The organism is Dehalobacter sp. MCB1 (genome assembly GCF_003590275.1).
GTDB lineage: Bacteria > Bacillota > Desulfitobacteriia > Desulfitobacteriales > Syntrophobotulaceae > Dehalobacter.
This window is the reverse complement of record NZ_LXPC01000001.1, coordinates 146,229-165,088: the sequence shown is the minus strand read 5'-3', so window position 1 is coordinate 165,088 and position 18,860 is coordinate 146,229. Positions and strand designations below refer to the sequence as shown.

Sequence of the window (18,860 nt, the reverse complement as noted above, 5' to 3'; positions counted from 1 at the left end):
GTCTATTAAGATAAACCTTGGGGGCTATCATGGAAAACTATAAATTATTTGATGCGGAGTATAAATTTGTCAGTATCGTCTGGGAAAAGGAACCGGTGAATTCGACTGAGCTTGTAAGGCTTTCTTTGGAAAGACTGGGCTGGAAGAAGTCAACCACTTACACGGTTTTGCGAAAGCTATGTGAACGGGGCATTTTAGACAACACGGATACTGTAGTCACTTCACGTATTAAAAAGGAAGAAGCGCAGAAGTATGAGAGCCAATCTTTAATTGAAAAAAACTTTGAAGGTTCTCTGCCGCAATTTTTAACAGCATTCCTTGATCGGAAAAAGCTCACGGCTAAGGAAGCTGAAGAACTAAAACGAATTATTGAGGAGGCGATGCAATGAACAGCTTGATGACAGTATTCAGCACTGTTGTCGGTATGAGCATGACAGCTTCCTACGTGGCTCTGGGTGTGATCCTGATTCGGCAGCTTCTGAAAAGGGCACCGAAAATCTTCTCTTATTTGTTATGGCTGGCGGTTTTCTTCAGACTGGTTTGTCCTGGTTCATTTACCTCAGTTTTTAGTTTCTTAAACGTTATTAAACCCGCTATGCAGCCTGATGCCTTACCTGAGGTGCTGGTGATGGCAGGCCTTGGGAACATAAATGATGCAATAAACGGTACAGTAAACAGCTCAGTTGGCAGCACGCTGCCTCTGGTCGCTGCAATGGATGTAAGTCCGCTTTCTATGATGATGTTGCTTGGCAGTATGGTCTGGATGGCCGGGGTTATGGTGCTGCTGATTTGGAATATTTTTTCCTATTTTAAAATTGCAGGGAAGATCAAAACGGCTACGCTGCTGGATGCTTCTTTACCGGATATTTATGAGACAGATCAAATCAGCACACCGTTTGTTTTTGGTTTTAGGAGACCGAGAATTTATTTGCCTGCAGGCATTTCGCCCCGGGAATTACCCTATGTACTGGCGCACGAAACGGTACATATTAAGAGACGCGATTATCTGATCAAACCGGCGGCATTTCTGGTTCTGATCATCCATTGGTTTAATCCGTTGATGTGGTTCTGCTTTGCGCTGATGGTTAAGGACATGGAAATGTCCTGCGATGAAACGGTTATCAGAAACAAGGGACAAGAGATCAAAGAAGATTATTCCAATTCCCTGCTGGCGTTGGCAGTTCAGAAGAACAGCTTCTGGCAGGCTACCCCTTTAGCTTTCGGTGCAAACAATATTAAAGAGAGAATTAAAAATGTGATCCATTACAGAAAACCCGGTGTTTGGATTGGTACGGCGGCAGTTGTTATGATTGTAGCGTTGATGATTGGATTTGTGGCAAACCCGGTCAATGACACGGCTGCAGGACAGGAAACATACGCTGGTTATGCAGTAGATAAATTACTGGCCAACAAAACACCGTATGTAGGCAATGCGAGCAAGGTTATCGCACTGATTGACGCGATGCCTTTGCCGAAAGGGGTCGTACGGGATAAAGTCGAATTGCAGACGTCGACCGCGCCGTATGGTCTAACCATTCAGTACCGGATCAACGACGATTCAGCGATTTCTGCGGAAAACGGAATGATCGGTGATGTGTTTGGGCGCAATGCCATCCTGTTGTTCAGCCTAGTCGATAATGTTGAAGTCATTAACATAAAATTTACCGACAGCGCGGGAAAATATGAAGGATATAGCACGACTTACTTAAGAAGCAGAATCGAGCAAATCATGCAGAGAGATGTACGCGTATATGCCGAAAGTGCCGATTTGCTGAAGGAATTGCTTACACGTCTGGAGTATGTGTACTTCAGTCTTGGAAATGAAGGAAATACGGCGGTCAACAAAGCTAAGCAGATTGAGCTGTGCTTGGAGAAAATCATGTCATCACCGTTACCTTCCTCCAATCCCTATGATTATATCAAAGCGCATCAGGCAGAGTACAATATCATTCTGGCCATGGATGAACAAGCACTGCCTTACCTATTTTCCGAATTTGCAAAAGGCGGGCAGACAGGCTTAAAGGGAAGTGTGATGGAGATCCTGTGCCGAAAGATCCTCGGCAGTGAGGATATCAAATACGCCAGCACGAATCATCAGGACTGGTATGATGCCTATAAAGCTCATACACAGCGGCTCACAGATAAAAACGGTTTGGACTGGATGCAGGCGCATTATCCGAAAGGTGTACTTATTTTGAGGGGAGAACAGAATTAACTTAGAACGAACTGTAACGCATTTTTCTCATTACGCGGCAACAATAAGCCGGAAAACAACGACAGCGTCCGCCGCGTTTTTCCGGCCCTTCATCATCTACCACTTCTTACTGTGTATCTCTGATGGGGCAAGCTTGCCTGTTCCACGTCTCATCTTTAAGCCACCTATCCAGAAGATCGTAAATTTTATTCTTATAAATGATATACGTCTCCTTGTCATTAGGGGCGATCTGGAGCAGCTTATGCTTGACTTCCTTGATGGTTTGATCCATGTTTTCACAGAGGAAGGCGATATGGTTGGCCCTGACTTTGAGCGACGTATTAATAAAGTTCGTCTTCATCCGCTCGTAGCCCTTGGCGGCTGAGCTTTTTTGGAGGGATTCCAGCGCATCATTCAGCTGCCTGGCCGTTTTAGCGAGTTCTTCTTTGGACGTTTTGACGTTCTCCAATTGGACCTTTAGATTGGCGAGTTCCGCAGTCAGCCCGGTGATGATACCGCTTTGGTCTTCCACTGTTTTCTGGAGATCCGTGTTCTCCTGCAGGGCCAGGTCTTTTTCCTGTAAGGCTTGGTCTTTTTCTTGCCTGGCTTGTGTCCGTTCCTTGACCGCTTGCCTGAGTTCCTGATTGGTCATGCCTTCGATATCCAGATCGACGATGAATTGCGCTCGTTCCTCCTTTGGGATACCTAAAAGAAGCACCGCCTGACTGTAGTTTAAATTCGGATTCGAATCCGAATTTGAGGAGGTAAGCTGTCCTGCTCCGTACTCTGTGAAGATACGCATCAGTTTATTGGCTCTGCTCTGGGAGAAATCGACCGACTCCTCCAGCCACTTGCCCCATTCTCCATGCTTAAGCAGGGCCTTGGCTTCCGTCAGCCGCCTGCCAATCTCGACAGCGGCGGCAAGGTAGATCCTCTCAGTCTGGTATTTGATCATATTAATTTCAGCCGCGATGACATGCGGCGTGCGTCCGTTGATGATATCGGTTACTGGATCAGTCATGATATCCACACTCCTTGGGGCTAACTTCACTCGTAGGATATGTGGCCAGGCTTAAAAGTGTGACAACCTCAGTATTAACAACGGACAATCTTTCTCATCGTATATAAGGTCACCGAAAGTCGAGATACTAAAAGATCAGTAATGCTTAAACCCTTGTAATCTGATATTCTCAAGTGTTATAACAGGTACATTGTTGCCAGTAAACCTGTTGCAGTCATAACGACGGCGTATGGCAGAGCCAGTTTTACCATCTCAGCGTAAGACAGGCGAATCAGCGGTGCTAGAGCAGAAGTCAAGAGGAACAGAAACGCCGCCTGACCGTTTGGTGTGGCAACGGAAGGGATATTTGTACCCATGTTGATGGCAACTGCCAGCTTGTTGTACTGCTCCACCGCAATGGCCCCGGCTTCAAACGCTTGCTGTGTTTCAGTCATATATACCGTAGCCACAAAAACATTGTCACTGATTGCCGAAAGGACACCGTTGGCCGCAAAGAAAGCCACAAGCTGGTTCTGCCCTTCCATGTTCAGCACCCATTGAATAATCGGCGTAAACAAATGCTGGTCATGAATAACCGCAACGACAGCAAAAAATACAACCAGCAGCGCAGTAAACGGCAATGCTTCTTCAAACGCATGACCGATGCGCTTTTCTTCAGTAACCCCGTTGAAAGCAGTAAGCAGGATAATAATCATCAGACCAATAATACCTACTTCCGCCAGGTGTAGTGCCAGGGAGAAGATCAGCAGAACGCCGCACAAAGCCATTACAATCAGGCGCACACGTCCGCGCATATTCCTGGCAGCATCTTTGGCTTTTACATCATCTTCCATAACCTTTCTCACAGATTCCGGAAGCTGGTAGCCGTACCCCCAGAACTTAGTAACTTCAAGGATAATGGTGGTCAGAAGACCAACGATCAATACCGAGATAGACACAGGGGCACATTGTATAAAGAAATCTACGAAGTCCCATTGCATAATGGAGCCAATCAACAGGTTCTGCGGTTCACCAACCAGTGTTATTGCTCCGCCCAGCGCAGTGCCCACAGCACCATGCATCATAAGATTACGCAGAAAACCACGAAACTCGTCCAGGTCTTCATGAAGTTTGTCATCAACACTATGGTCGTGATTAATGTCATACGTTTCGTATACTTTTTCGCTGGAAGCAAACTTGTGGAAGATGCTATAGAAACCATAGGCCACGGCGATAATCACTGCCGTTACGGTCAGCGCGTCCAAAAACGCAGAAAGAACCGCACCCAGTACAGCGAACAGGAATGAAAGCGCGACTTTAGAGTGTACTTTAGTAAGGAGCTTGGAAAACAGGTACACAAGACCTTCTTTCATAAAATAGATCCCGGCAACCATGAACATCAGAAGAAGAATAACCGGCAGGTTCATTTCAACCTCGTGATAGACCATATGAGGGTTAGTAAGTCCGAGCACAACGGCTTCGATCGCCAGAAGCCCACCGGCAGGAAGCGGATAACATTTTAACGCCATTGCCAGGGTAAAAATAAATTCGACAATCAACACCCACCCGGTAACGTACATACCGGCGGTAACCATCAAAATAGGGTTCAACACCAGAAAAGCAAGAATTGTTCTTTTGTACCAGTCCGGAGCGTGACCCAGAAAATTTGCTCTGAATGCTTGTCTGATGCCCATTTGTTTCATATGTACTATCCTCCCAAGTGAAAATTAAAGATATAAAAAAGAGAGTACTCCAAAACGGAACTACTCCCCCCCAAGAAGTTCATATTACTTGCAGCCTGGCAATCATAGCAACTTACAAGCAGCCTTAGACCCATAGCTTTAGCGTCCTTCACTTTCACGAAGTTTGCACCAACCTGTACAACTATATATTGTTATTTTTGCTTAAGTTTTTATATTATAACAAAAAATTATTCTTTTGAATACCCTGAATATATCCACTTTATGCTGAATTGTCCAGGTATTTACCTTAAGTATTTGTTTTTTAATATAATCCTTTAGCAAATCAGGCTATCTCTCAAAAATCTTCTTCCCCTTGACTTACAAAATAGTATTTTACTATTTTAAAGTTTTTACCCAAATATTCATATCTTCAAAACCCCCGCAAATATGGCAGTTGTTGATTAGTCTACCCCGATACATATACCCCAGCTTGCTTAAAGACCTGTTGATCCCAAGATTGTTAGCTCTTGAAAGGCTATATGCTGTAGCAAAGCCATTACGTTTCAAGTGTGTTTCCAGTTGGAATATCAATTCGCTTAATATATTTCTGCCTCTATACTTTGGATAAGTGGCGCAATCAGTTATTTCAGCATTCATGTTCTCTTTGTCTAGAACCACCGAAGCAATACTAATAATTTTCCCTTCCTCTTCCGCCACCATAAACAAGACATCATCCCGCATGACTTCTTGAAGATACTCTCTGCTAAAAATAGGAGTTGGATAGGTTTCAAATACCGTTTGAAAAAGCTGAACCATCTGGGGAATATCGTCCGGCACGGCCTGCCTTATCGTATAGTTTTTATTCTTAGTCAGCTCAAATTTATTGGTATTCTTAACACAATAATCGATAATTCTGTTTTCTTTCTCCTCATAGAGTGAATTTTTGCGCTTTGTATCAAGAAAAAGGGATATACAAGTTGCATCCTCTCCCTGAAAAAAACCGTCGATACCCCCCTCTGCTACAAACCCACATTCCTTAAAGATACTAAGATCTTGTTTATAACAATTCGCAATAATCTTACCCAGATTTTCTTTTTTGGAATAATCAATTATCTCTTTGATTATTAACTCTGACAAAAGAGAATGACTCAATATTTTAAGCCTTTTATTGCGATAATCCACGTACATGTCCACACCCGAAAAGTTAGTATATAAATTTTTACATTCGTCTTGATCTATATTCATGGAAGTCCTCCCTCTTATTGAGTCTTACGTTTCTACTTGGAATCAAGCACACTTGTTCATCTCTATATAACTTTTCTAATCCCCGGTATTCTTTATTCTTGAATTTACTGCACGTGCCGCATTTTCGGCACTGGTGCGTTTTATCCCGAGGCTCGCTATACGTGCAAATTACACCTTCATAATTTCTAAGAATGATCTTTTCAGGGGAATATGAAATCAAGTATTGTGGATTGACCGGGATCTTCCCCCCGCCTCCAGGCGCATCCACAACAAACTGTGGAATAGCTAGACCCGAGGTATGTCCACGCAGCATTTCTATGATTTCAATCCCTACAGAAACCGGAGTTCTGAAATGCTCTATTCCTTCTGAAAGGTCGCACTGATAAAGGTAATATGGTCTGATTCTGGAGCTTACCAGTTTTTGAACCAAATCACGCATTATATAGGGGCAATCATTAATGCCTTTTAAAAGTACAGACTGGTTGCCCAGAGGAATTCCGGCATCCGCCAATTTCTCACATGCCATGCGAGCCTCAACTGTCAGTTCCTTGGGGTGGTTAAAGTGAGTATTCAGCCAAATTGGATGATATTTTTTCAGCATTTCGCAGAGCGTATCGGTAATTCTCTGAGGCATGACAACTGGTGTTCTTGTGCCTATCCGTATTATTTCCACATGTTTGATTTCTCGTATTGATCTTATGATTGCTTCCAGCCTTTCATCAGAGAGGCATAAGGCGTCCCCTCCTGACAAAAGTACATCTCTGACTTCTTTATGCGCTCTGAAATAATTAATCGCCCGTTTGATATTGTCCTGGGAAAGAGCCCTATCCTCATGCCCGGCAAATCGTCTTCTTGTACAGTGGCGACAATACATTGAACACTGATCAGTAATAAGCAAAAGTACCCTGTCCGGATATCTGTGAGTAAGACCCGGGACTGGCGAGTCGACTGTTTCATGCAGCGGATCACAACTGTCGAACTTGGATATTTTAGTTTCATGAACCGTCGGTATTGCTTGCCGCCTTGCCGGGCAATGTTCGTCATTTGGATCCATAAGTGTAGAATAGTAGGGCGTTATTGCCATACGTAATTTTTTTAGACTTACTTCTACTCCCAGGCGCTCATCCAGGGTAAGGTTGACTACTTGTTCCAATTGATCAATTCTTGTGATTCGGTTAGAAATCTGCCACTTCCAGTCCTGCCACTGTTCTTCTGTTACATTTTTATATAAGGGTATATCCCTATAATTTCTTTGCATATTATTTAATTCCCCTTCAGATTCTTAATTGAGGATTGTCATTCCTCAATATTTAAGGTATATAAAACAAAATGCTGCAGAGAAGTCTCTGCAGCATATGCCTAAAAAATTTATACCCTAACTAAAGATGTCATCAAGCATATTAATCACCTTCTCTTCCAACGCTTACGAGATTAGCTGACGGATTCGGGTCGAAAGAGCTTAACCCTACCAAAGCATCTGCTATGGATTCACCCCTATTTGTTTGGGTCTCCCGTTCCATACGGATTCAGCGTTTAAAATAAATTCAGTTTTGTTCTTTGATAAAAACATAAGGTGAAAAGCTAACACATTAAGTAGCCTCCCACCCCAGAGCCTTGTTTCTCTTGAAAATGGCAAGTGCCATTCCAACCGAAAGCAAACGTATTATGTTTTGCGTATCCTATTTACTGAATCCAGCCAAAATATTAGCTGATAAATATAGGATAACAAAAGATTAATTTAATGTCAATTTAAAATGTATTTTTTTGGCAATGTTTCCTAACCATGTGAACTACAGTTCTCGTTTACAGAAACACCTCCTGAAAATAATTGCTGCAATGATATCAACGATATGAAGAATTGTAACAAAAATCCTGAGATTAATAAAGGAAATGACTTTTTTTCGGCGAACTTTAATACATAAAATCAGCCATAGATTCTGCTCTATGGCTATTTTTCTATAATCCCGACGATGGGAGATTGATTGGATATGATTACCAAAGCAAAAGAAGCCCTGCTCAAATATTTCGGTTACCGGGATTTTAGAGGAGGACAGGAACAAGTCATTGCAAGCCTGCTTCAGAGGCAGGATACGTTAGCCATTATGCCCACAGGGGCAGGCAAGTCGATTGCGTATCAGATTCCGGCGGTTCTGTTTGAAGGGGTTACGCTGGTTATTTCCCCTTTGATCTCTCTAATGAAAGATCAAGTGGACAGCCTCAGGCAAACCGGGATTCCGGCTACGTTTATCAACAGCTCTATTTCTCCGAAAGAGACCTGGTCGCGCATTGACAGGATGCAGCGGGGAGAGTATAAACTGGTCTATCTGGCACCGGAGCGTCTGGAATCGGAAGAGTTCCTTGCCAGGTTGAAGGGACTGCCAATCCATTTTGTGGCTGTAGACGAAGCGCATTGTGTTTCCCAGTGGGGCCATGACTTTCGCCCAAGCTATTTGCGGATCAGCAAGTTTTTGCAATCCCTGCCCGCAAGGCCGTTGGTCGGAGCTTTCACAGCTACGGCCACAGAGGAAGTCAGGCAGGATATCATCCGCTTGCTGGGCCTCAAGAAACCGAATTGCTTTATTACGGGATTTGATAGGCCGAACCTGAAGTTTTCCGTTCTGCGCGGTGAAAATAAGAAGGTTTTTGTTCAGGATCATCTGAGAAATAACCGCAATGATTCGGGAATTATCTATGCCGCGACGCGTAAAGATGTCGATAGACTCTATAAATTGTTGAAAGGACAGGGATTCTCAGTCGGCTGTTACCATGCCGGTTTGCCCGATCAGGAGCGAAAGCGCAATCAGGAAAAGTTTATCTATGACGAGATTGCTGTGATGGTGGCGACAAACGCTTTCGGTATGGGAATCGATAAATCCAATGTCCGGTTTGTGATTCATTACAACATGCCCAAGAACATCGAATCCTATTATCAGGAAGCCGGCAGGGCGGGTCGTGACGGTGAGCCGGCAGAATGTTTTCTGCTTTTTGGCCCCCAGGATGTGCAGATTCAAAAAATGATGATTGAAGAAACCATATTTCAGGAACAGCGTGTGGCCAATGAGTATAAAAAACTGCAGGCCATGGTCGATTACTGCCATACATCGAGATGTTTAAGGCAGACCATCCTGGAGTATTTCGGAGAAACAGAAAGTCCCAATAAATGCCGGAACTGCAGCAACTGTGACGATGACCGGAAAAAGGTTGATGTAACTCTGGATGCCCAAAAAATTCTGTCCTGTGTTTACCGGATGAAGGAACGTTTTGGTTCGGCGTTGGTAGCCGAGGTACTCAAAGGCTCCCAGAACAAAAAAGTTCTGCAGTTTGGGCTAGACAGACTATCTACCCATGGGATCATGAAGGACACACCGCTGCAGGAGATTAAGGACAGGATCAGTTTCCTGGCAGCCGAAGGTTATCTCGTGGTTGCAGGCGGCCAGTATCCGGTAATGAAGCTTGCGCCGAAAGCGGCGGCTGTGCTTAAGAGTGAGGAAAGAGTGTATCAGATTCAGGTGCAACGGGAAGAAGTATCGCTCACCGCCGCTGAACAAATATTTGAAAGACTGCGGGCCTTGCGCAAACAGATTGCCCAGCAGGAGGGATTGCCTCCGTACATGATTTTTCCGGACAGCACGCTCAGGGAAATGGCTCAAAGCTGTCCGCAGGACAGGAATACCCTGATCCGGGTAAATGGCGTTGGCGAAAGGAAACTGCAGAAATACGGGGATTTATTTTTAGAGGAGATCAAGGAGGCCCTGCAAGGACATGAAAATATTGGTTGACGCCGACGCCTGTCCGGTGAAAGAGATCATTGTGAGCTGCGCGAAACAATTTGAACTTCCGGTCATCATGATCATCGATACTTCCCATGAACTGAAGGATGACTACAGTATGGTGATCACCGTGGACCAGGATCGGGACAGTGTAGATTTCGCGCTGATGAAGCGGTTGGCCAGGGAAGATATTGTTGTCACGCAGGATTATGGACTGGCGGCGCTTGTTCTGGGGAAAGGCGCCAGGGCCATTAATCAAAATGGCCTTATTTATACGGACAGCAATATTGAACGGCTCCTTTTCGAACGTCACGTCGGACAAAAGGTACGGCGTGGGGGAGGAAGAACTACCCATGTCAAGAAAAGAACCAAAGAAGACAATGAACGGTTCAGGACGGCCTTTATTAGGCTGATCGAAGAAACCAAAGACCGTACGTTTGAATAACTCAAGAATGATAGAAAAAACACAGAATTACGAGTACAAGGTATTTAAATTAACTACCAAAAAAATTATAATGCAAACATTCATCAATATTACCCGAGATTTGGTCTGCGTGCCATAATTCCAGTGTCAAGCGGAGCATGGATGCGCAGCGCGGCCTTTTGTGTCAAGGATGACACAACGGCCGAAAGCGGAATTGTGGCATGCAGACAAGCTCGAGATAATAACACTGTTTTAGTTGGATAATTCTCAGAGGAACGGAGAACAGGATGAGTCTTAGGTTTATTTACGGACGGTCCGGCAGCGGCAAGTCCACCTATTGCCTGAATGAAATAAAGGAACGTGTCAACAACGGAGCGGATCATCCTTTGGTGCTGCTTGTGCCGGAACAGTATACGCTGCAGGCGGAGAGAGACCTGATTAACGTGCTGAAGACCGGAGGGATTCTAAAGACGGAAGTATTAAGTTTCCGCCGCCTGGCATTCAGGGTATTTAACGAGGCGGGCGGAATCACGTACCCGCATATCCACCCAGCAGGCAAGAGCATGTTGATCTATCGTGTCCTCATGCAGATCAAAGAAGAACTGAAGGTCTATACGAGATCAGCCGAGCGCAAAGGGTTTATCAGTTCGCTTTCAGGGCTGATCACGGAGCTGAAACGGTATAATGTTACGCCGGAAGATCTGCAGAACGCCATTGCCGTTATGGCGGACCAACCGCTCAAGGATAAACTGACTGAACTGAATGCCGTCTATTCCGGGTTCGAGGAACTGATCCGGCAAAGATACCGGGACAGTGACGATGATCTTACCCTGACGGCAGCCAAGCTGGAATCCACCACCATTTTTGACGGCGCGGAAATCTGGATTGACGGTTTTGCCGGATTTACACCGCAGGAATATAAAGTCATCACTATGCTGCTGCTTAAGGTGAGCAGGGTAAATATCTGCCTGTGTACGGATTCCCTGGCTGAAGAAGGTCTGTTGGAAACCGATGTGTTCTCTGAGGTCAAGGGGGTGTACCGCAAGTTCAAGAAAATCTGCCAGGAGGCGGGTTTGGAGATCGAGCCCCCGGTTCAGGCAGCGGGATTTCCGTTGCCCAGGTTCCGCTGCAGTGCAGAGTTGTCCCACCTTGAACGCTACTGTGATGTGTATCCGCATCGGGTATATACCGAAGCAACCAGGGATATCTTCCTGCATGCTTCGGTGAATATTTATGCGGAGATTGAAGCTGCAGCGGCAGACATAGTCAGGCTTTGCCGGGATCGTGGGCTCAGGTACAGAGATATTGCCGTAGTCACCGGAAACCTGGACGGCTACCGGAGTTTTCTGGAGACTGTTTTTGCTGAATATGAGATCCCGTATTTTTTGGACAGAAAGACCGAGATCACGGATCAGCCGCTGGTTAGGATGATGCTGGCGATGCTCGATATTTTTAGTGACAACTGGTCTTACGAAACGGTATTTGCTTATCTGAAAACCGGTTTATCCGGTCTAGATAGGGAACGTATCGACCACATCGAAAATTATGTGCTGGCCTGTGGGATCCGCGGTAGCCGCTGGACGAAAAATGAAGACTGGACGATGCATCCGGGTTTGCTGCCGGAAGAGAATCAGCGGCCCCAAGATGTGGAGAAGGCCGAAGCAGAGCTGAAGGAAATCAATCAGACCAGACGTGAAATTGCAGCTCCGCTTCTTCAATTTCGCGCCAAAACCAAAAACAGAAAAAAGGCTTCGGAAATCTGCGAAGCCTTGTATGATTTTCTTGGCGGGATAGGCGTCCCGGCCAGATTGGAAAGGATCATGGAAGAATTCAGGCGGCAGGGTATGCTAAATCTGGCCAATGAATACGGTCAGGTCTGGAATATCCTGATGAACGTCCTGGATCAGACCGTGGAGACTATGGGCGAGGAGCCTTTGAGTTTGGAAAGCTTTACGGACACCCTGAAAATCGGCTTTGCCGAATATCAGATTGGGTTGATACCGGCTTCGCTGGATCAAGTTTTGATCGGCAGCATCGAGAGGTTTCGAAGCCATGAGATCAAAGCACTTTTCATTTTAGGGGTCAATGACGGGGTGTTCCCTGCCACTGCTCAGACGGAAGGTATCCTGGCCGATGCGGACCGTGCCGCGCTGAATACGGTGGGGATCGAACTGGCTAATGATACCCGCACGCAGGCCTTTCAGGCCCAGTATCTGATTTACCGGTCTTTAACGACCGCATCTGCTTATCTTCGCCTGAGCTGGCCGATCGCCGACCAGGAGGGCCGAAGCTTACGGCCTTCGATGGTGATCTACAGGTTAAGGAAGCTGTTTCCGAAAATTACGGAAAACAGCACGCTGATTCCAATGCTATCCGGGTTTGCTGCTGGTAAAGAAAATGCTGAGACGGAGAATATAGGGACGGAGAATACAGAGACGAAGAATACAGAAGTAGTGAATGCCGGCACAGAAAATACCTGGCTAGAAAGTGCTGAACTAGAACAGCTGACCGGAAAATCCCCTTCTTTTAAACAAATGGTTGCAGCTTTCCGCCGCAAGGCAGAAGGGCTGGAAATCAACGGCTGGTGGCAGGATGTCTATCGCTGGTACAATGGGCTGGAAGAATGGAAACCGCGCTGTGAGGCGCTTCAGACTGCATTTTCAGCCAGAAATATTGCCGAGCCGGTCAGTTCTGAAAAAATAACGGCGCTGTATGGCGCATCGGCTCATGCCAGTGCATCGAGGCTCGAGAAATATGCGTCCTGTCAGTTCGCATTTTATCTTCAATATGGACTTGAAGCCAAAGAGAGAAAGATTTATCAGTTCAGTCCGCCGGATGTCGGGACGTTTATGCATGCCGTTCTCGAAAGATTTTCGCTGGAGGCGGCCCAGCAGCAAATCTCTTGGCGAGAGATGGAAAGACCGTGGTGCCGGGAGAAAGTCTCGGAGATTGTGGATGAAATGCTTCGAAAAATGCAAGGGTCCGGCCTCACGGCCTCCCAACGGTATACTTCACTTGCCTTGAGACTGAAAAGGGTCATCACGCGTGCGGTCTGGATGATTGCAGAGCACCTCAAGCGCAGCGGCTTTGAGCCGTTGGGTTATGAGCTTGGATTTGGCGAGCGGGAAAAGTTCCCGCCGATTGTGATTGAACTTGATTCAGGCCGAAAGGTATCTTTAAGCGGAAGGATTGACAGGGTCGATGCGCTGGAAGCTGAAGAAGGGACCTACCTCAGAATCGTGGATTATAAATCCGGGAGCAAAGATTTCAAACTGGCCGACGTTTATTATGGACTGCAGATCCAGTTGTTCACGTATCTCGATGCCCTCTGGCAGAACAGCGGGCTGGAGACAGAAAAACCAGTCCTGCCGGGAGGAATCCTGTATTTCCGGATCGATGATCCTATCGTCAGAGCTGACGGCAGGCTTACGGAGGAAGAGATCGAGCTGGACATTATGAAACAACTGAAAATGAAGGGCTTGCTGCTCGCGGATGTCAAATTGATCAAGGAAATGGACCGGACCATCGACGGCACTTCACTGATCATTCCGGCCAGGATCAATAAGGGGGACCTTCTGGGCAAATCATCGGCAGCTACCCTGGAGCAATTTGAAATCCTCAGAAAATATGTCCGGAACCTTCTGAAAGACTTATGTGAGGAAATGATGAGCGGCAGCGTTTCGATCACGCCGTACAAGAAAAAGCGGACAACCTCGTGCACCTACTGCCACTACGCTGCAGTCTGCCAATTTGATCCGGCCAGAAAGGAAAACAGCTTCCGGTTGCTGGCTGACCGTGGGGATGAGGAAATCTGGAACGATATCATGAAGGCGGAACAAAATCATGACTGATCAGACGAAATGGACGAATGAACAAAGGGAAACAATTACGGCCAAGGACTGCAGCCTGCTGGTTGCAGCGGCTGCCGGGGCCGGCAAGACGGCCGTGCTTGTGGAGCGTATCATTCAAAAGATTACAGACAGCCATGATCCTGTGGACATTGACCGGTTGCTCGTGGTGACGTTTACCAATGCAGCTGCGGCAGAAATGAGGGAAAGAATTGCCGAAGCACTCGCTGCAGTACTGGAAAGCAACCCGGGGTCTTCCAATATGCAAAAACAGCTGACGCTGTTAAGCAAAGCCAGCATTACAACCATTCACTCATTTTGTCTTGAGGTCATCCGCAGTAACTTCCAGGCCATTAATATTGATCCGTCTTTCCGGATCGCCGATGAGACGGAAACGATGCTGATGAAAATAGAAGTGCTCAATGACTTGTTTGATGAAATGTATGAAGAGAATGCCGAGAATCAGGATTTTCTTGAACTATTAGAGTGTTATGTCGGCAACAGGGACGATCAGGCCTTACAGGACATGGTGCTGAATCTGCATACGTTTATACAAAGCAGTCCCTGGCCGGAAAAATGGCTTGCGGAGATGACCGAACGTTTTGCTATGCCCGAAGGTACGGATTTCAGCCAGACCTGCTGGGGAAAAGTCTTGCTTAAAAGTATTGGACTCGAAATTGAGGGACTGATACAGAATATGCAGGCCGCTGTTGCCCTTCTGCAGCCTGGTACAGGACTGGATAAATACCGTCCTGTCTTCGAGGAAGAATACTGCTTTCTGCAGCATATCCGGGAGCTTTGTCTGGAAGAACGTAATGCCAGGTGGGATGACCTTGCCCAAACAGTCCGGGACTACCTGTTTCAAAGACTGCCGGTAGCCGGCAAAGATGCGGATAAAGCTGTTCAGGAGCAGGTCAAAGAAATCCGGGATCAGGTCAAAAAGAAAATCGGCAAATTGAAAGAAAGGTCGCTGGCAGCGGATTCGGAAGAAATCAGAACCGATTTGCAGATCCTTCAGCCGCTGATGCAGTGTCTGGGCAGACTGGTTGTTGAATTTGAACGCAGATATGCGCTAAAAAAGAATGGCAAGTCTCTGGTGGATTTTAATGATCTGGAACATTTTTGCCTCGAAATTTTGACTGTACAGGATGAAACGGGAGCGTATGTACCATCTGAAGCAGCCAAACGCTATCAGGAACGCTTCGCGGAAATTCTGGTTGATGAGTACCAGGACAGCAATCTGGTCCAGGAGATTTTGCTTCAGATGATTTCCCGCACAGGATCAGCCAGGCCGAATGTCTTTATGGTCGGAGATGTCAAACAGAGTATTTACAGATTCAGACAGGCTAAACCGGAACTGTTTCTGGAGAAGTATCACAGTTACTCTCCGGAACAAGGTGCCAGCCATCGAAAAATTTGCTTGTATAAGAATTTCCGCAGCCGCCGGGAAGTGGTTGATGCTGTTAACTACATTTTCAGGCAGATCATGTCCGTACAAGTCGGGGAACTGGACTACAATGACAACGAGGCTTTGAATCCGGGAGCTGTCTTTGCTGAAAATGACCAGGAACATTTGACTGTCGGCGGGGCGGTAGAATTTCATCTTATTCAAACAGGTGATCTGGAACGGCTGGATCAGGAAAACGGATTTTCTGACAGTTCAGGTCAGGAAGAACAGGAATTGACGGAGTTTGCGGACGCCTCAAATGGCCTCTCTGATGAAACGGAACAGATTGACCCGGGTCTGCTGGATGCGATCCAATGTGAAGCCCGCTTTACGGTCAGAAGGATACAGGAACTGTTTCATCCGGACGAACAAGGCAGGAGGACGGCCGTCTATGATAAGGAACGTAAAGCGTACCGGGAGCTGCGCTGCAGCGACATTGTCATTCTTCTCCGGACCACCCGGAATTGGTCCGAGGTATTCACGGAGGAACTGACGGCGGCCGGTATCCCTGCCTTTGCTGATACCGGCACAGGATTTTTCAAGTCATCCGAGGTACAGGTGATCCTGTCACTGCTTCAGATCATTGATAATCCGTTGCAGGATATTCCATTATTGGCCGTTCTGAGATCGCCGCTGGCCGCTTTCTCATCCGATGAGCTCGCCGGACTGCGGCTTACCAGACGGCATGTGCCGATCTATGAGGCACTCAAACAGTTGGTGGAAGAGATGGCAGAAGGGGATACCCCTGAACCGGAGAGCGGAGAGCCTGATAACGAATTAGGGAGCAGTAAGCCGGAAATCAAATCTCAGAGCCAATCCACGGACGGAGAATCTGAGATTGAAAAAATAAAGAACGAAATAGAGACGTCGGCCAAAGAAGCGCTGAAAAAGAAAGCAGCAATGTTCCTGAGCAACCTTCACAGATGGCGGGACACCGCTCAATATCTGTCTGCCGACAAGCTGCTTTGGCAGCTTTATACCGAGACCGGCTATTATGGGATTGTCGGAGCGATGCCTGGGGGCGTGCAGCGTCAGGCCAATCTCCGGATTCTATTTGAACGGGCCAGACAATATGAGGGAACAAGCTTTAAAGGGCTGTTCAATTTTATTAATTTCATTGACAAGCTAAAAAGCAACCAGGGTGACTTTGGCAGTGCTAAAATCCTTGGTGAAAATGATAATGTCGTTCGGATCATGAGTATTCATAAAAGCAAAGGGCTGGAATTCCCGGTCGTCATTCTGGCCGGATGCGGCAAGAAATTTAATTTTCAGGATTTGAACAGGAGCATTTTATTTCACCAGGAGCTTGGACTCGGTCCTGACGTTGCGGATCCGAGGCTCAGGATAGCGTATCCGTCTGTTCCTAAATATGCAATTCGGGAACAAATCAGGATGGAGACCTTGTCGGAAGAAATGCGGATTCTCTATGTGGCCTTGACCAGAGCCAGGGAAAAGCTGATTATCTCCGGAGCGGTTTCCAATGCCAGGAAGGCGTTGAACAAATGGTGCAAAGCTGCTGCAGGTGATCCGGAAAAGCTGCCTGCACATGAAGTGTATAAAGGAGAGAAATATCTGGACTGGATCGGACCGGCACTCATAAAGCACCGGGGCTGCTGCATTGCCAGTCTGAGCGGCCGGCTTGGGTATCATACCTGTGCGACGGAGGGAGCATTGGGAAACGGTCAGCTTGACGACCCGTCCGAATGGCAGATCCGCGTATGGACAAAAAATGAGCTTCTTGGCAGACCAGCTGTTCAGGAACAGGAAGAAGAAACATTCATCCGATGGCTGGCCGGTTTGCGTCAGGAGACCGAAGATCACGGTGATACCGAGGATTACGGTGATACCGAGAATTACGGTGATACTGAAGTTAATAATGCTAAAAACGGTAGCAGCGATAATCATGCTAATAATTATAACGATTATATCGATAATAACGACAGTGATGGGCTTCACGGCAGAAATGTAAAGAAAGAGATTGCGCGAAGGCTTGGTTGGGAGTATCCCTTCACTGCCAGTACCCGGACACCGCCCAAAGTCTCTGTCACCGAACTGAAAAGACGGCTGGAAGCAGAGCTTACGGAAGAACCGGAGCTGGGGCTGGCAACCGGATCAGCTCTCCTGCCACAGCTGATCAAAAAGCCGTTGTTTCTCGAAGAAAAGAAAGGGTTGAGTGCGGCAGAAGCCGGAACGATCCTGCATTTTGTCATGCAGCACCTGGATGTTCAGCGCAATGACATTCCGAATCAGATTCAAGAAATGGTCAAAAAAGAACTGCTCACAGAGCAGCAGGCTGAAAGCGTTGATCCGAAAAAGGTAATGTTTTTCCTAGAGTCAACGCTCGGATGCAGAATGAAGGCCTCAGGCAGTGTAAACCGTGAAGTCCGCTTTAATATAGAAATACCCTGCCGGGAAATATTCTCTGACATGGCGGCAGATGCCTGCGGGCAGGAAGTCGTCTTGCTGCAGGGCATTATTGACTGTTATTTTGAGGAAGAAGACGGGATTGTTCTGGTTGACTATAAGACGGACCACATTCCGGAAGGCGGGTCCCGCATTATTCTGGAAAGGTACCGCCAGCAGATTCTCTATTATGCCAGGGCGCTGGAAATGCTGACAGGGAGAAAAGTCAAAGAAAAGTATTTTTATCTTTTTGACTGTGGCGAGATCTTGCAGTCTTGACAGTAACCGTAGATTTCCAGTTTGTGCTGGATCACATCGAAATTGGCTTGGTCTTTCAGGGCCATTTCAAATTCTTTCATTGGACAGTCCATAATCGAGATCCGTTTATTGCACTTCATACAAATCAGATAGTGTTTGTGCTTGTCGTGATTCAGTTCATATCTGGCTTTGCCGTCATCAGAGATATTTGTTTTGAGAAGCAGATTGCCCGACATCAGCTTTTCCAGCGTACGATAGACGGTAGAAAGGCAAATGGACGAGCTTTTATCTTTTAGAGAAATAAAAATCTCTTCAGCTGTCAAAGGTTCTTCTGCATTCTGAAGCAGGTCAAATATCAAGTTCCTATGCTTGGTATTCTTGATCCCTGCTTTTTTCATGATTTCTTTTAATGGGTCTTGCTGGTTTTCAGGCAAAGAATTCAGTCCTTTTAGTCAAATTTTTACGTACAACGGAACAGTGCCCCCAAATTGATCATGAGGTTATTTTTGTCAGTTGCTCCAGAAGATTTTTAATGATTTCAGCCTTATATATCTGACTCTGACTCTATTGTAATACTTTTACACAGCTT

General features: G+C 46.4%; 11 protein-coding genes, 2 riboswitches and 1 other annotated feature. Of the genes, 6 read left to right on the top strand and 5 right to left on the bottom strand.

From position 1 onward, the window contains the following. Positions 1 to 29 precede the first annotated feature (29 nt). On the top strand, positions 30 to 389 hold the full coding sequence (locus tag A7K50_RS00770) for a BlaI/MecI/CopY family transcriptional regulator (RefSeq protein ID WP_119774351.1): 360 nt from the start codon (positions 30 to 32) through the stop codon (positions 387 to 389). Continuing rightward, on the top strand, positions 386 to 2,215 hold the full coding sequence (locus A7K50_RS00765) for a M56 family metallopeptidase (RefSeq protein ID WP_119774350.1): 1,830 nt from the start codon (positions 386 to 388) through the stop codon (positions 2,213 to 2,215). The genes A7K50_RS00770 and A7K50_RS00765 overlap by 4 nt, the downstream gene beginning before the upstream one ends. A 106-nt stretch (positions 2,216 to 2,321) precedes the next feature. Here A7K50_RS00765 and A7K50_RS00760 read toward each other — a convergent pair whose 3' ends face one another. The 4 genes from A7K50_RS00760 to ablA all read right to left on the bottom strand — a co-directional run bounded on the left by A7K50_RS00760 (position 2,322) and on the right by ablA (position 7,379). Next, positions 2,322 to 3,215, bottom strand: a complete 894-nt coding sequence (locus tag A7K50_RS00760) for a DUF3102 domain-containing protein (RefSeq protein ID WP_119774349.1) — start codon at positions 3,213 to 3,215, stop codon at positions 2,322 to 2,324. Between the two features lie 176 nt (positions 3,216 to 3,391). Beyond that, positions 3,392 to 4,897: a sodium/proton antiporter NhaB gene (gene nhaB / locus A7K50_RS00755; protein ID WP_119774347.1), complete on the bottom strand. Its 1,506-nt coding sequence runs from the start codon at positions 4,895 to 4,897 to the stop codon at positions 3,392 to 3,394. 86 nt (positions 4,898 to 4,983) lie between these two features. Beyond that, positions 4,984 to 5,075: riboswitch (cyclic di-GMP riboswitch) on the bottom strand. Positions 5,076 to 5,272: 197 nt separating this feature from the next. Then, entirely contained in the window at positions 5,273 to 6,121 is an 849-nt protein-coding gene (gene ablB / locus A7K50_RS00750; RefSeq protein WP_119774346.1) for a putative beta-lysine N-acetyltransferase, read from the bottom strand. Then, positions 6,096 to 7,379 (bottom strand): lysine 2,3-aminomutase, encoded by a 1,284-nt coding sequence (gene ablA, locus A7K50_RS00745; RefSeq protein ID WP_119774345.1) that lies wholly within the window; start codon positions 7,377 to 7,379, stop codon positions 6,096 to 6,098. Before ablA ends, ablB begins: the two co-directional genes overlap by 26 nt. Positions 7,380 to 7,525: 146 nt before the next feature. Next, positions 7,526 to 7,663, bottom strand: a riboswitch (cyclic di-AMP (ydaO/yuaA leader). A gap of 53 nt (positions 7,664 to 7,716) precedes the next feature. Beyond that, positions 7,717 to 7,771, bottom strand: a sequence feature (sodium ion sensor (DUF1646 type); this cis-regulatory element may regulate processes involved in with the transportation of sodium ions). Between the two features lie 338 nt (positions 7,772 to 8,109). On the opposite strand from ablA, the gene recQ reads away from it, so the two are divergent. The 4 genes from recQ to A7K50_RS00725 all read left to right on the top strand — a co-directional run bounded on the left by recQ (position 8,110) and on the right by A7K50_RS00725 (position 18,292). Continuing rightward, positions 8,110 to 9,900, top strand: coding sequence for a DNA helicase RecQ (gene recQ, locus A7K50_RS00740; protein WP_119774343.1), 1,791 nt, complete (start codon positions 8,110 to 8,112; stop codon positions 9,898 to 9,900). After that, positions 9,884 to 10,336, top strand: a complete 453-nt coding sequence (locus A7K50_RS00735; RefSeq protein WP_119774341.1) for a YaiI/YqxD family protein — start codon at positions 9,884 to 9,886, stop codon at positions 10,334 to 10,336. The genes recQ and A7K50_RS00735 overlap by 17 nt, the downstream gene beginning before the upstream one ends. Positions 10,337 to 10,602: 266 nt before the next feature. Beyond that, positions 10,603 to 14,166, top strand: coding sequence for a PD-(D/E)XK nuclease family protein (locus A7K50_RS00730; protein ID WP_119774339.1), 3,564 nt, complete (start codon positions 10,603 to 10,605; stop codon positions 14,164 to 14,166). Next, the gene (locus A7K50_RS00725; protein ID WP_119774338.1) at positions 14,159 to 18,292 is read left to right on the top strand and encodes a UvrD-helicase domain-containing protein; all 4,134 of its coding nucleotides are present in this window, start codon (positions 14,159 to 14,161) and stop codon (positions 18,290 to 18,292) included. The genes A7K50_RS00730 and A7K50_RS00725 overlap by 8 nt, the downstream gene beginning before the upstream one ends. Here A7K50_RS00725 and A7K50_RS00720 read toward each other — a convergent pair. Further along, positions 18,256 to 18,705 carry a Fur family transcriptional regulator gene (locus tag A7K50_RS00720; protein WP_119774336.1) on the bottom strand — a complete coding sequence of 150 codons (450 nt, stop codon included), beginning with the start codon at positions 18,703 to 18,705 and terminating at the stop codon, positions 18,256 to 18,258. The two genes, A7K50_RS00725 and A7K50_RS00720, sit on opposite strands and share 37 nt — an antisense overlap. Between the last annotated feature and the right edge of the window lie 155 nt (positions 18,706 to 18,860).